Source organism: Rhodovibrio sodomensis, from assembly GCF_016583645.1.
Classification (GTDB): Bacteria; Pseudomonadota; Alphaproteobacteria; order Kiloniellales; family Rhodovibrionaceae; genus Rhodovibrio; species Rhodovibrio sodomensis.
In genome coordinates this window covers 34,611-48,634 of sequence record NZ_NRRL01000003.1, presented here as the reverse complement: position 1 = coordinate 48,634, position 14,024 = coordinate 34,611, and the positions used below count along the sequence as shown (strand labels likewise).

Genomic DNA, 14,024 nt, shown 5'->3' with positions numbered 1-14,024 from the left:
TTGTAGCGGACTGCCCCTGGGCTGGCCGCCCCCTTGTTCGTGATCGCCGGAGCTGACCATGCCCACCAAGCGCTTCCTAGTGACGAGCCTCGTCGCTCTGTCCGTCACCGCCTTCTCGGCCGGGTGCAGCACGAGCAAGGAACCGATGCCGGTGGGGCCCGGGTCTGAGCCTCATGAGCTCAAGACCAGCCCCTGTGCGTGCAACGAGATCGAGATGAAGATCCCGGCCGGCTTCTCGGGCCGGGCGGTGGGCTGATCATGAGTCGAAGCAAGTCGCCCGGCATCAAGGGCAACGATCTGGCGAACTACGAGATGCCGAACCTGCCCCAGCGCAACATGCTGTGGGTGACCCGCCTCATGGCGCTCCTGCTGACCGCCAGTCTGCTCGCCAACTTCGCGCTGTCGGCCGCCCTCTTCGCGATCACGCCGCTCAAGGAAGTCCGGCCATTTATCGTCGAGTTCCAGCGCGGCTCAGACGTCGTGGCGACCGTGCGTCCGGTCAGCAAGGAAGTCGAGGGCTTCCAGTACCTGACGGAATCCCTGGTCCGCAAGTATGTCACCCAGCGCGAGACCATCCCGCGGACGTACGAGGACGCGCAGGACGCGTTGGAGAAGCTGTGGGGCCCGAACAGCTTCCTGTCGCAGGCGACCGCGCCGAATGCCTGGCGCCGCTTCGCTCAGTCCATGCGTGACATCATCACCGAGGCCCGCCGGCGCGACATCGCTCGTGCCATCGAGATCGACTCGGTGACCGCGCTGACCCCGTATCAGCTGTACCAGGTCGACTTCACGGCCACCGTCTACGGGCCAGACCGAGACGTGCTGCAGCAGCAGTCCTACACGGCAACGCTCTCCATCACCTTCGCCCCACGTCAGAACGTGACGCCCCAGCAGGCCCTCGCCAATCCGGTGGGCTTCATCGTCACGAGCTACAACCGAGTCGAGGACAAGTAAGATGCTGAAGTCCCTCGCTGGCGGCGCGGTCCTCGCTCTGCTCGCCTCCACCGCCCTCGCCCAGACTGTCGCGCCGCCCAACGCCGGCCCCGGTGGCAACGCATACCAGAGCCAGCCCTACTACGACCCGATCTATCAGACCGGATCCCAGCAGACATCCGGTCAGGGGCGGCAAGGCATGGCCCCTCAGCAACAGCCCTACGTGAGCCCACAGCAGGTCGAACGCGCCCGGCGTCAGTCCGAAGGTGACTACAAGCCGATCGACCGCAGCCTGACCGTGCCGCTCGGGCTCACTCAGGACGCCTGGGCCAACCCGATCGACAACATGTCCAACGGTCAGGTCGCCCCGGGCGTCGTGCGCTTCCGCTGGTCGCCCGAGCTGGTTATGCCGGTGCGCCTCAGGGAGTCGATGGTCACCATGGTGACCCTTCCGGAGTGGGAGACGGTAGCCGACGTCATCCTGGGCGAGAACTACTACTTCGAGGCGATGATCGTCCGGGAGAACACGATCGCATTGCGTGCCGCCGCCTCCGGCGTGGACACCTCGGCCACCATCATCGGCGGCAGCGGCAACGCCTACAACCTGTACCTGCGCGCCGAGTCCACGGCGACCAAGCAACTGACCGACGTCTCGGTCTTCATCGACGCCGCGCCGGCGTCGCCCCGGCATGGCTGGTTCCGGTCTCAGGGCGGCCTGAACGGCGCGCTTCCGCGCGCGATGGACGGCGGACAGAACACCCCGACCGATGGTGCGCCCCGCCTGCCCGGTCCGCCGAAGGGCTCAGCCGAGGGTCAGGGCGAGATCGCCGCGCCCGACACGTCCCCGGCACCCGAGGGCACCAAACCGGCGTCCCCGCTCGGCGCCGATATCGCGGGCAGCAAGTTCTACATCCCGAAGCACGAGATGCGGTTCGTGCACAAGATGTTCGAGGTCAGTGACGGCGACCGAGCGATCGCCCCAGAGCTCGTCTACACCAACGGACGCTTCACCTTCCTGCATTACGGCGACAAAGCCGCCACCATCGACCTGCCGGTTGTCTACCGCGTCGTCGACGGGGTCGAGACCCTCGTAAACACACGGATCATCGGCGATCAGAACGAAGTCCTGGTCGTCGAGGCGCTCGGCGACTTCGTCCTGCGATCCGGTCGGCGCATCGTCTGCGTCCTGCGCGTCCAGGACCGCGACCGCCAGAAGCCTCCGCAGATGCAGGACGAGCAGTCGGTGAGGGATGCCGTCGAGCAAGCTGAGGGCAACTGACCGGGTTTTGCCCCCGGCATTAAGGAGGCGATATGCGCAAGCGCGCCCTGTTGGCGGCCGTCACGGCATCGGTACTGATCCTCGCCGGCTGCGACGACCAGCCCTCAGTTCCACAGAAGGACCCCGCGGCGACGGTCACCACCGACCCGGAGGCCCACGAGGACGCCACGCGCGCGCTGCTCGAGGCGATCCGCACGCCGCCGACCGAGGGCGGCGAGCTCGAGGCCGCGCCCGAGACCCTGACCATCAAGATCTTCGAGGGCGGCCAGGGATCGGCCCGGACGCGCGTCAGCAACATCGGCGACGAGACGGTCACGCTGGTGAGTGTCGAGACCCTCTCCAGCACGAATGACATGGTCTACCGCGCCGACAACTGCGCCAACGGCACCGTTCTCGAGCCCGGCCAGTCCTGCCGGTTCTATCTCGGCTACCGCGACAACCGCGGGTCCGACCTCGAGACCGCGCTTGTGATCCTGTCGGACGCGCGCAAAACCCCGCGCCTCAAAATCCCGATCGTGATCGACGTCGAGCCGCGGCCAGAGCCCGCCCCGAAGCCGGAGCCCGAGCCGGAGCCCAAGCCAGCGCCCGCACCGCAACCCGAGCCCCGTCCGGCCCCGCAGCAGCCCCCGGTCGCGCAACAGCCGGCATTCCCGGTTCACCAGCTCGCGACCGCACATGCGGCGCGCAACGGTTCGGGATTCGGCCGGGCCTATGCCCGCGCCGACCGCGCAACGGTCGACTCCGATCCCCGCTACCCCAAGGACGACTTCCCTTGGACGACGAGCACGCTTCCCGTCGACCGCTCCCGCATCCTGACCTCCGACAGGATCATCAAGGCGGTGATCGAGCGCCCCTTCTCCAACATCGCCTGCGACCGGGTCACCGCTCAGGTCGAGACGGATGTCTACTCACCGGACAGCGCCAACATCCTGATCCCGCGTGGTACGCGCTTCATCGGCACGTGCGGCGACTTCAACGACCGGCGCGCGACCGTCACCTGGACCCGCTTCATCACGCCCAACGGGGTGTCGGCCAAGATCCAGTCTAGCAGCGCGGACGAGAGCGGCCGTCACGGCATTCCGGGACACCTCGACCGCCGGGTCATGGACCGCTTCGTCTACCCGCTCGCCTTCAGCGCCCTCAAGGCGGCCACGACCTGGTTCCTGGCGGACGACGACGAGACGACGACGAACGGCGAAACCGGGGAGCGCACCACGACCGAGACCAACGAGAGCAAGGCGGTCGAGCAGTTCCAGAACGATGCCGAGCGGACCGCCGGCGAGTTCATCAAGGACTTCACGAACACCAAGCAGGTGCTCTCGATCCCGCGCGGTACGCGGATCGACATCCTTCTGTCGGAGGACGTCTACTTCAAGTCGCCGCGTGAGGTCGTGCGGCTCGACGATGTCGAGTACGAGATCAAGCGCGACGAGGAACGCCGTGTGGTGACGCCCGCCAATGACCCCAGGGCCTTCCGTGGCGCCCACCCCTACGAGGAGCCGGGCCGCTACATCGAGATCAACGGCAAGCGCTATCGCCTGGTCGAGGAGGGTGATCAGGGCGGCTCCCGGCGCGGCGGCCAGTCCGGATCCGGTGGCGGCCAGGTCGGTGCCGGCGATGTTTACCGCGGCCCACCGGCCGCTGAGCAGCTGATGACACGCTAAGCCATGCTGCAAGCCACCGACGGCGGGAACAGCCTAGCACTCAAGGTTCTGGAGCCCCTCGCTGCGTACTACGCGCATGACGATGTCGAAGAGGTCGTCATGAACCGCCCGGAGGAGATCTGGGTCAAGAAACGGCGGTCGCCGTGGGTCCGGCTGGACGCCCCGGAGCTGACCTACGACTATGTCGCCAAACGGGTCTGCCGCGTGCTCGCCAACATCAACCGCGCCCGGTTCGATCCGCACACCATGCCAGTGGTCTCCTGCGAGCTGCCAGGCCTGCCCTTCCGTTTCCAGGCCGTGGTCGGCAGCTCGGTCAGCTACGAGCTCCAGGATCGACAGGGACTGGCCCTCGCCATCCGGTCCCTGATCGCCGACACGTCGATCTCGATGGACACCTTCGTGCCCCGCGGCGTCGACCTACCGGGTCTGCAGCGCCTGTTCGACGCGATCCCGGCATCGATGGAGCATGTCGAGAAGATCAAGCGCGCGATCGACCGGGGCATGTCGATCCTTGTGAGCGGCGCGACGTCGACCGGCAAGACGACCTTCCTCAATCAGGTGATCCGGATGATCGAGGACGATAGCCGGATCATTACGGTCGAGGACGCCCGCGAGCTCACCGTCCCGCAACCGAATCGCGTTCACTTCAAGGTCGCGCGCAACGCAGGCACCACCAGCTTCGACTACAACGCCTGTCTCGACGCGATCGTGCGCCTCACGCCCGACTACGTGATCTGCGGCGAGGTCTCGGTGAAGAACGCGGCCTCGATCTACTCAGTCTCCGGCAAGGGACACCCCGTCCTCTCGACCGTCCACGCGTCGACGCCGGACGAGGCACTGCGGGCTTTCGTCAACAACATGGCGGCGGCCGGCTCGACCCTTGAGCCGACCTCCACCCTCGAGACCCTGCGCCAGCAGATCGGCTGCATCATCCAGCTCGACCGCCACGGGCCGGAAAAGCGCCGTCAGGTCGTCGACATCACTTTTCCGGCTCTCGCCTACCAGCAGCGCGTCGCTCAGGAGGCCGGATCCGAGCAGGAGGACGCCGGGCAGTGAAGATCAAGTTCGACGAAAGCCTGAAGGACAGCGGCGCCTACACCGAGCACAAGAAGTGGAAGAAATGGAACGACAGGGCGATCCTGATCGCCGTGGTGCTTGTCTTCGTTCTGATGCCACTTCTCTGGCCCGCCGACATGCTCATGGCGATCGAGGGCAGCCGCTTCCCCTTCGATGAGCGTCTTGAGTACGCCAAGGCCTACTTCCGGGATCTCTACGGCATCTTCACAGGCGGACGCTTCTCGCCCAAGGAGTTCGTCAACGCCTACTACATCGCCTGGATCGCCTCCGTCATCCAGGGCCAGAACACCCTGCCGATGAGCTGGGTGATCTACTTCCTCCTGCCCCTCTTCACCTGGTTCACGATCCAGCAGGTCAATCCGCATCGCAAGACGCCGAACATCTTCGGCGACACCCGCTACGCGCGGGACAAGGACATTGAGGCGATGCAGAAGGACAACAAGATCGGCCTCGCCGCCAAAAAAGCGCGCAAGGGCTTTCGCGGTGTCCTGGATCGGCTGTTCGCGAAGAAGGAGAAGGGGCCGGCGCCGCGCCTGTTCGTCGTGGGCAAGTGGAAGGACCGCTTGCTCAAGATGGGCGAAACGCTGTCCGTGCTGATTCTGGCGCCGCCCGGCACCGGTAAGTCGGTGGGCTTCGTCGTGCCGTCCATCGTGACCATGGACAAAACCTGCCTGCTGGTCCACGACCAGAAGCCCGAGCTCCACCTGATGACGTCGAACTACCGGGCGAAGATTGGTCCGGTCTACCAGTTGGCCTGGGCTGCCACAGACGCCCCCGAGGGAAAGTACATCAGCTCCGAGGAGGAGAAGTACATCTCCCCCGACGTTCTCGAGCGAAATGCCAGCGGCGAGATCGTGCGGCATCCGGGAACCGGCGAGGCCAAGACGGTGCCGCTGTTCTACCCGTCCTGGAACCCGCTGTCGCCCAAGTCGATGCCGACCTTCGGCCCACGGCGCGACATGTACATCGACCGTCTCGTCAACGTGCTGGCGCCGGACCCGAAGGGCGGCGACGTCTTCTGGACGCGCAAGGCGCGCGCCGCCCTGATCGGCTTCATCCACTACATCTGCGCCAAGGTCGAGCTCGCAAACGATCCCGAGCTCGACATCGACTGGGACCCGATCCCCGAGAACTGGCACCACATGGAGGCATCATTCCCCATGCTGGTCGACTGGCTCGGGTACAGCCAGTCCGACCTGGGTGATGGGGATTCCGACGATCCCCAGCGCGACATGTTCATGAAGATCGTGCAGGACGCCAAGGCGATCGACCAGTATCTCGACCAGACGCGCGGCATCCGTCCGATGAACCGGGCGATCCTCGAGATCACCTCCCTCGCGCAATCGCCAGACAAGACCCGCGGCTCGATCATCACCACGCTGGACGAGGCCCTCAACCCGTTCCGGAACGAGGCCGTGCGCCAGCGGACCATGTCCTCGGACCTGCCGTTCTCCGAGCTGCGCGGCCGCCCGATCCCAGATGCCGAGGCCCGGGAGCAGAAGAAGGTCGAGGACGCCTGCGCCCGGGGCGACGAGTACAAGCCGCGCTACGCGCCCGAGGAGTTCGAGCCCGTCTCGATCTACATCTGCGTAAACCTCGAGGACGCGAAGGCCCTGTCGGTGATCACCGGCATCTTCGTCGACGCCGCCAACAGCTACCTAGTGGCCAACGGCCCGAGCACGATCGACGACCAGGGAAACCAGCTCGGCCCGTACGACTTCTGCTTCATGCTCGACGAGTGTCCGCAGCTCCCGAAGCTCGAGAACACCGTCATGAACGGTCCCGCGGTCGGCCGGTCCAAAAAGATCTCCTACATCCTGATCGGCCAGGACTACGGCCAGTTCATGCAGAAGTACAGCAAGGAGGAGGTTGAGACCCTAAAGTCGACGACCGCGATCAAGATCATCCTCAGTCAGAACAACGAGAGCACGGCCGAGGCGATCTCGAAGGCGGCAGGCAAGATGACCTTCATGAAACAGGGCTTCAACGACGGCGGTAAAAAGAAGCCGTTCGACATGAAGGGCATCCTGGGCGAGATGTTCGAGACCAAGAAGACCACCAGCTCGGAGAGCTTCGAAAGCACGGAGTTCCTGAAGTCCGCCGACCTGATGAGCCTGCCGCCCAACAAGCACGTCGTGCTCGTTCAGAACTTCATGAACCGGCCGATCATGGCCGACACACCGAAGTTCTTCCTCGACAAGGATCTGGCCTCGCGCGTCTTCAACCTGATGAATTTCACCGGCCCCGCGCCCTGCCCGCCCATGCCCCGGCGCGACAGCGATGCCGCCTTGAAGCGCCACAACGAGATCCGGCAGCGCAAGGCCGGCGGCGCCACCGGCGGCACCGCCGGCGCAACGATGCAGCAGGCCTACGATCCACGGCACGTCATCATCGCCACGCCCAGGGACATCCAGGCCCTGTCCCGCGATCCCTTCGGCAACAAGGGCGACCTGGGTGATCTCTTCGCCGCGGCGGCCGTGGAGATCGAGGAACGGGCACGCTACACCCACTTGCCAAGCGACCCGGGCGAGATCCTGGTCACCAATGACCCCGCCGAGATCGCCCAGCTTGTCGGCTCCTCCAAAATCATCCTGTTCAACCAGACGAACCTGGAGGAGGAGCTCAACGCACCCCTCTCGGCGCGCGGCGCGCAACCGATCGACCCGGCTCAGCTCGTCTCCATCTCCGAGTTTGCCGCCGATCTCGGTGAAAGCGCGGGCGAGGACATCTTCCGCCTCGGCTTCGACGGCGGCGCGAGCCTGGATCCGCCCGATGCGCCCGAGAAGGTCACGCCGGAGTTCACGCTCAGCTGGGTCAGCGAGATCGTCACCTTCCTGCTGGGCTGTCGCGAGCACAAGCGGATGTTCGCCGAGGCCGACTAGCCGTCACCGCGAGGCCGTCGACACAGATCAAGGGCCGCCCCACCTCTCGGGCGGCCCTTTCTGTCCCTAGCCCCAAGGCACCTCAATCATGACCGACGCGCGGCCAGCGACACTCGACGACATGATCGCCGACGAACTGGGTGTCTGGCTGTGGTGCAACAACTGTCATTACCATCGGTCGATGGACCCAAGCCCGCTCGCCGACAAGCTGGGTGGCGACTTTCCCGTCCCTGACGTCGGTCGACGCGCCCGTTGCGGGTCCTGCGGCAGCCGGAACGTGGAGAGCCGGCCCGATTGGACCTCACGCTCGATCGGCGTGGTCACCCGGCACACCCTCGACGAGGACGGCTGAAGGACGCCCCGCAGCAGCGATCCAGGAAGCTGCCGCCCAAAATCGAAAACGCACCCATGTACCATTTGGCACAGGCCGCTTCTCTCAGGGAAGCGAGCAAGCTCTCTCGGACCACATGGACATGGCGATGTTCTCAGCACTTCTACCGCTTCTCCGATCGACCGACGTCACCCTCCACCTGAGCCTGCAGCACGACGGCCAGATCCGCGTTACGGGCTTGCCGAAGCGCACCGACACACGTCTCGACGCGAGCCTCTTCCACCCCTTCACGCTGACCGGCATGGCGCCCGACCTGGATCAGCAGTTCTCCAGCCTGATCGCCGGCTACACGGCCACACGCGACGACCTTGCCCAGCAAATGGCCAAGGTCCAGGCGGAGATGACGCGCAAGGCCGAAGCCAGTAAGGCTAGCAAGACCAAGAGCGCCTCCACCGGTGGTGCGAGCAAAACCCAAGCCTCCACGCAAAAGACCGGCGGAGCGTCTTCGTCGAAGGGCACTGCCAAGCCAGGCAGCACGGCCGCCCAGACCGGCCCAACCGCGACCAAGTCAGCATCCGGTAGCCCTGCGGCCTCGAAACGTTCGAGCGCGTCCAGCACCGCCGGCGGCGCGCGCCAGACGAAGACAGGCAAGACCGACGATTCCACCGGAGCCACCGAGACCAGAGTCGCCAAGGCGACCGGCGGCAAATCGGCCCAGCAGGCCGACACCTCGAAGGCGCCGACCCAAGCGGCCTCGGATCAGCGCACCGCTTCCAGCAGCAACAGCCAGACCGCAGCGCACTATGACGAGGCCTATTTCAAGGGCTTCGGGATCGTCGAACTCAGGACCATCGCAAAGCAGGTGCTCCCCGCAAGCGAGCAGACGAAGCTTCCCAAGAGCAACCGCAAGACCCTCGCCGGCAAGCTGTCGAAGGCGGTCCGCGAGCGCGCGAACCCGGATGGCACGCTGCCCAACGATATCCTGTCGATCCTCACCGCGTGGTCGGTGATGGCCGACGCGACGAGCTAGGGAGACCGGTCAGATGACCAAGCCGACGAACGACCAAGACACCGGCGCCGCACAGCAGCCGCGCATCGAGGAGCTCAAGCGCGTCTTCCACTGGCAGGGATGCGTTCTGCCGGACCCGGATCCGAGCGCCAGCCCTGAGGCGGTGCGCGACATCTTCTCCGGGACCTATCCAGAGCTGGCGACGGCCACGACGAAGGGGCCCGAGTTCAGGGACGGCGAGATGATCTACACCTTCCAGCCAAACGCCGGCGTCAAGGGATGACGGTCGAGAGCTGTCCGGGATCGCAGGCAAGCGCGCAGGAGATCGATCGATGCCGGTTCTGGCTACGACGTCTTCGCAGGACCAAGCAGACCGACTGCTGCTCCCTGGACTCCTCACAGGCCCCGAAGGAACTGCAGGCACAGATGACGAGTCTGGCGAACGCGATCCGGCTGCGCGGCACCACCCGGTCCGCCAGTCTCCCGTCGGAGCTCCTGCCGCCGCTTCCCTGAGCTTACCGGCTCTGCCGCGCGAGATCCCGAACCGCATCGAGCTGTGCGATCGCCAGGATCTCGACTTCACGATCGCGGAGGGGTTGGTGCATGCCGGCTGGCTGAACAGCAACACCCTCGCCATCTCCGAGAGCGTTGAGCAGGCTATCCAGCGCGCACTCGTCGACGGCCTGACCGGCGGCTTCGAGCCCGCGCTCCATGACCTGATCCTGACGATCGACAACGACGTCCAGCCGGACGCCTACGGCTTCGCGCACCCGGAAGCCGGCGACCACCTCAATCTGATCCTCAGCCTTGGCGAAGTTCACTGCCCGCCGATCGGCCGCAAGCTGATGCAGATGTGCCGGGGCGACACCCGCCCCGCGCGCGCGGTCCTGCTTTGCCTCGAGGTGGCTGGCAACAAGGGCGTCCCGCTGTTCACCCCGGAGATCGCCCGCTATCAGCTGGAGATGCTCCACTGGCATGGATGCCAGAGCCAACGCGAGGCCCGTGCCGAGCTTATGAGCATGGGAGAGCATCCATCCGAGTTCGACCTGATCTCGGACCAGGAGGCGTTCGGTTACATGCCGCGCTGGACGACCGACACCTCTCCCGCACTGCGCGGATCCGGCTGGAACCCGTTCCAGGACAGCCTGGAACGCGCCGTCGACGTCATCCTCGGCCCCTGGATCAAGCGGCTGCCGACCGAACTCATCGAACTCTGCAGCAGCACCCTCGAGACTGCCCATAAGCAGAAATGGCCACTGTGGATGGACCCAGACACCAATTTCGCGCTGGTCGACTTCGAGGACTGCGATCAATGCTTCTGCACCGTCGTTCGCTGGTCGCCGGATGACGCCATGCTCCGCCTGTTCGATGACTGGGCCGAGTACACACAGCAGCACGGGAGCGTCGGCAACGTCACGCGGCGCACGGTGCCGGCGGCCGAACCCGGACGCGCGGCAACCGTCCTGAACGACTTCAAGGCCACTTTCGACATCCTCCGTGCCACGGACCAACTCCTCCAGCTCCTCGTCGAGGAGGACCAATGACGATCCAGACCCGAACGGCCATCCGTAACGGATCCGGCTTCGAGCTGACAGAAGCGCTTCTGATCTACAGCGATGGGTGGGCCGCCGTGGCGACGCGGCATCAGATCCGCGCCACCGACAGCACACCCTCCCTGAAACCCGGCGAGCTGATCGGCAGCCGCGCGCTGACCGCGCTCGCGCGCGATCTTGTCTCTGGCGCCACGACCTCATGCGAGTACCTGCCCGAGAACATCCTCGCCAACGGCCTCGACCGAACCGTCTGGTGGATCCCCGCAGGTCGGCGCGAGATGTACTTCGCCAGGCCCGCAATCGACAAGATCGACAAAGCCAACAACGGCCGCAAGGCCGCCCAGCCGGCCCTCGTCCTAGTCGCCAGTGGCCGCCACCTGCGGGTTTTTGCCCTGCGCGACAACAAGCGACCCACCCCGGGCACGCCACTGATGAACGCCCCCTACTTGAACCTCTACGACGACGGCACCGTCTGCCTCGGCAGTTCGCGCGTCCCCGATCGCCATGGCCCGGATCAGATCGAGGCCTGGACCCAAGGCTGGCACGACAGCGCCTTCTCGCACGCGAACCCGATGGGCACTCAGAAACGCCTCAATCACCGCCTGGGCGTGCTCGGCCTGTGGCAGCGCCTGATCGAGCAGCAGACAGAGCACTTCCCCACTGATGCCCTGGTGGACAGCGGCTACACACTCAATGCCGTGATCGCGAGCGGGAGTGCAAAGCGATGATCGACCACATCCCGCTGCCAAGCAGCTTCTACGCTCGCCCGGTGAAGGTCTGCCTCGCCGGCTGCGGTGGGTCGGGCAGCCAGGTCCTCTCCGGGCTCGCCCGCCTGCACACATGCCTACTGGCCGTGGGTCATCCCGGTCTCGAGGTCGTTGCCGTCGACCCGGATCGGGTCAGCCAGGCGAACGTCGGTCGCCAACTGTTCGCACCCGCCGACCTCGGTCAGTTCAAGACGGACGTCCTGATCAATCGGCTCAACCTCTGGTACGGCGTCGGCTGGGAAGCGCGTGTGGAGCGGCTTACGCTCGAAACCGCCACGGCGACGATCCGGCACTGTGATCTCCTGATCGGCTGCGTGGACACCGTGACCGCCCGACTGGAGATCGGCGCCGCCGCCGAACGGGTGAACGCGGCGCTGTGGCTCGACCTCGGCAACGAAACGACCTGGGGTCAGGTCGTTCTCGGCCATCCCGTGCCCGACCGGCCGGAGACACCGCGTCTGCCCACCGTTCTGGAGCTGTTCCCCCACCTGACCGACAGTGCGGGCGCTGAAGATGACGGCCCGTCCTGCAGTCTCGCGGAGAGCCTCACCCGTCAGAGTGCGTTCATCAACCAGATGATGGCGACCGTGGCCCTTGACGCCCTGTGGCGGATCTTCCGCTCGGGGCGCATTGATCGCTTCGCCTGGTTCGTGAACCTCGCCGATGGCCGGATGACGTCCCTGGCGGCGACCGCAGCCGTCCTGGGTCACTACGCCCGCCGCGGCCAAGCCGCATGAGCGAACTCACCTTCCGCGTCGGCATCAGCGACTTCAACGATGGCCCGCTGCTCCGCGCAGCCCGCGAGATGGGCGCGCCCCTGCTCGTGTCCGCGAACCGGCTTGCCCGCAAGTCGAACGCCGACCGCCTATCGAGTGACCAGCGCCGGCGGCTGCGCAACGCCTTCGCGCGAAGCCACCCGAACCTGCGAGGCGCCCGCCTGGATCGGGAGTTCGACCTCTACGCTGGCCGCATGCTGGCCACCTTTCGCGCGTGGCGAGATCTCCCCGCGCCGCTGGCATCCCACGATGTTGCCCTGGACAGCGCGGGCTTCGTAGCACATCGCCTCTACGGAGACTACCTCTGGGGACTTTCGTCCTACCTGCGGATGGCCGAGCGCGGCCGCTTCACCTGGGCAGCCGTCCTGGACTTCGCCTGCGAGCCGGAGATCGCCGGAAGCGAGAACGAGGTTCTGCGCCGAGTCGCGCTAACCGCCCGCGCGTATCACGAGGCCGTCCGTTACACAGAGGACCATGGGCTGCGCGTGCCGCTGCTTCCCGTCCTCCAGGGCTGGCGACCGGAGCACTACGTCCGCTGCTACGACCTGCTCGGCCGCGCACCGGAGTTCGTCGGGCTGGGCAGTATGTGTCGACGCAGCATGCACGGGCCGAACGGCGCCCTGGCGATCATCTCCCGCCTGGACGCGGATCTGAAGCCGCCTGTGCGATTCCATCTCTTCGGGGTCAAGAGTCAGGCCCTGGCGCAGCTGGTCCGCCGCTACCCCGACCGCATCGCGAGCGCGGACAGTGCGGCCTGGGACTTCCGGGCCAGCAGGCAGCTCTACCAGCAGGGCCAACCGAAAACGCAGGCTGCGCGTGCGCAGTTCCTGCGTGACTGGTACCAGCGCAACCGCCGGGTCCTTGCCCAGGCTTTGCGCGAGCCGGCGACCGATGCGCCGTCCAACCATCCGGTCATGGATTGCCAGGCGCCCGCCTCTGAGCGCGCGTGTTCAGCCGACGCGCTCGAGCGCGAGATGTCCAGGGTCGCCCATGAGACGATCGAGCAGGTCGCTGGCGGCGAGATCGACGATCTGTGCCCGCGGCTCGTTTACGAGCGCGCCTGTGAACACATCGCGGAAGCATCGGCGGATCGCAGGTAGTGCCCGGAGCGCCGGGAAAACCGATCGCCAGCGCCCGTGGCTGCTCTACTCGCGCTCGTCGCGCGCAGCGGCCGGGTCCAGCTCATCCTCGCCGACGTCACGATCGCCGTCCGCCTCGTCGCGCCGCTCGACCTCCCGGCGCGCCTGCTCGCGCATCAGCATGTCCACCGTGCGCAGCGTGGTCCGCTCGGCTTCCCATGTGCGGCGCGCCTCAGGCGTCAGGTACTGGAATAGGCCGTTCAGATTCGCCTTCGGGGTCGCGTAGAACATGCGAACCCGCCGATCCCACTTGAGACCCGGGGTCTCACGCACCTTCGGCGCGTCATGCAGGGGCACGTACAGATAGACCCGCTGGTCCTCGCCGCGGCCGCTCGAGAGCGCACGGAACAGCTCGTCGAGGTTCGGTGGTGCCTTCTCGTGCGGCCGGCGCTCCCAGACATCGCCGAGCACGCGCGTCATCAGCTCGATACACCAGCGGTAGCGGGACGCCGTCGTGCGCCAGCGATCGAACGCGACCTCGGGCACATCGACCGGAAGCGGACGCGGCTTGGCCAGCCGCGCGTCACCCGGCACCTGAACCGCGCCCAGGGCGAGCGCCTCCTCGACCTCCGAGGCCGGCACGTACAGGAATTCGCGAACACCCGAGGCCATCG

14 protein-coding genes are annotated in these 14,024 nt (G+C 66.2%); 13 read left to right on the top strand and 1 reads right to left on the bottom strand.

Annotated features, from left to right (window positions below):
* The first annotated feature begins 58 nt into the window (after positions 1-58).
* From CKO28_RS02705 to CKO28_RS02645, 13 genes are all read left to right on the top strand, one after another.
* On the top strand, positions 59-256 hold the full coding sequence (locus tag CKO28_RS02705; protein ID WP_200338997.1) for a hypothetical protein: 198 nt from the start codon (positions 59-61) through the stop codon (positions 254-256).
* Positions 257-258: 2 nt separating this feature from the next.
* Positions 259-954, top strand: a complete 696-nt coding sequence (locus CKO28_RS02700; RefSeq protein ID WP_200338996.1) for a VirB8 family type IV secretion system protein — start codon at positions 259-261, stop codon at positions 952-954.
* A 1-nt stretch (position 955) separates the two neighbouring features.
* A complete protein-coding gene (locus CKO28_RS02695; protein ID WP_200338995.1) occupies positions 956-2,212 on the top strand; it encodes a TrbG/VirB9 family P-type conjugative transfer protein in 1,257 nt (418 codons plus the stop codon).
* A gap of 32 nt (positions 2,213-2,244) precedes the next feature.
* The gene (locus tag CKO28_RS02690) at positions 2,245-3,876 is read left to right on the top strand and encodes a TraB/TrbI/VirB10 family type IV secretion system protein (protein ID WP_200338994.1); all 1,632 of its coding nucleotides are present in this window, start codon (positions 2,245-2,247) and stop codon (positions 3,874-3,876) included.
* A 3-nt stretch (positions 3,877-3,879) separates the two neighbouring features.
* Positions 3,880-4,932 (top strand): ATPase, T2SS/T4P/T4SS family, encoded by a 1,053-nt coding sequence (locus CKO28_RS02685; RefSeq protein ID WP_200338993.1) that lies wholly within the window; start codon positions 3,880-3,882, stop codon positions 4,930-4,932.
* Entirely contained in the window at positions 4,929-7,835 is a 2,907-nt protein-coding gene (locus tag CKO28_RS02680) for a type IV secretory system conjugative DNA transfer family protein (protein WP_200338992.1), read from the top strand. Before CKO28_RS02685 ends, CKO28_RS02680 begins: the two co-directional genes overlap by 4 nt.
* An 88-nt stretch (positions 7,836-7,923) precedes the next feature.
* Positions 7,924-8,187: a hypothetical protein gene (locus CKO28_RS02675; protein WP_200338991.1), complete on the top strand. Its 264-nt coding sequence runs from the start codon at positions 7,924-7,926 to the stop codon at positions 8,185-8,187.
* A 121-nt stretch (positions 8,188-8,308) separates the two neighbouring features.
* Positions 8,309-9,196: a PRTRC system protein E gene (locus CKO28_RS02670; protein ID WP_207168726.1), complete on the top strand. Its 888-nt coding sequence runs from the start codon at positions 8,309-8,311 to the stop codon at positions 9,194-9,196.
* A 13-nt stretch (positions 9,197-9,209) separates the two neighbouring features.
* Entirely contained in the window at positions 9,210-9,458 is a 249-nt protein-coding gene (locus CKO28_RS02665) for a PRTRC system protein C (protein WP_200338989.1), read from the top strand.
* A 49-nt stretch (positions 9,459-9,507) separates the two neighbouring features.
* Positions 9,508-10,719 carry a PRTRC system protein F gene (locus tag CKO28_RS02660; RefSeq protein WP_200338988.1) on the top strand — a complete coding sequence of 404 codons (1,212 nt, stop codon included), beginning with the start codon at positions 9,508-9,510 and terminating at the stop codon, positions 10,717-10,719.
* Complete coding sequence (locus CKO28_RS02655) at positions 10,716-11,456, top strand: PRTRC system protein B (protein ID WP_200338987.1); 741 nt, start codon at positions 10,716-10,718, stop codon at positions 11,454-11,456. The genes CKO28_RS02660 and CKO28_RS02655 overlap by 4 nt, the downstream gene beginning before the upstream one ends.
* The gene (locus CKO28_RS02650) at positions 11,453-12,232 is read left to right on the top strand and encodes a PRTRC system ThiF family protein (RefSeq protein ID WP_200338986.1); all 780 of its coding nucleotides are present in this window, start codon (positions 11,453-11,455) and stop codon (positions 12,230-12,232) included. The genes CKO28_RS02655 and CKO28_RS02650 overlap by 4 nt, the downstream gene beginning before the upstream one ends.
* The gene (locus CKO28_RS02645; protein WP_200338985.1) at positions 12,229-13,371 is read left to right on the top strand and encodes a deazapurine DNA modification protein DpdA family protein; all 1,143 of its coding nucleotides are present in this window, start codon (positions 12,229-12,231) and stop codon (positions 13,369-13,371) included. The genes CKO28_RS02650 and CKO28_RS02645 overlap by 4 nt, the downstream gene beginning before the upstream one ends.
* 45 nt (positions 13,372-13,416) lie before the next feature.
* On the opposite strand, the gene CKO28_RS02640 is transcribed toward CKO28_RS02645, so the two are convergent.
* On the bottom strand, positions 13,417-14,022 hold the full coding sequence (locus tag CKO28_RS02640) for a hypothetical protein (protein WP_200338984.1): 606 nt from the start codon (positions 14,020-14,022) through the stop codon (positions 13,417-13,419).
* Positions 14,023-14,024 lie beyond the last annotated feature (2 nt).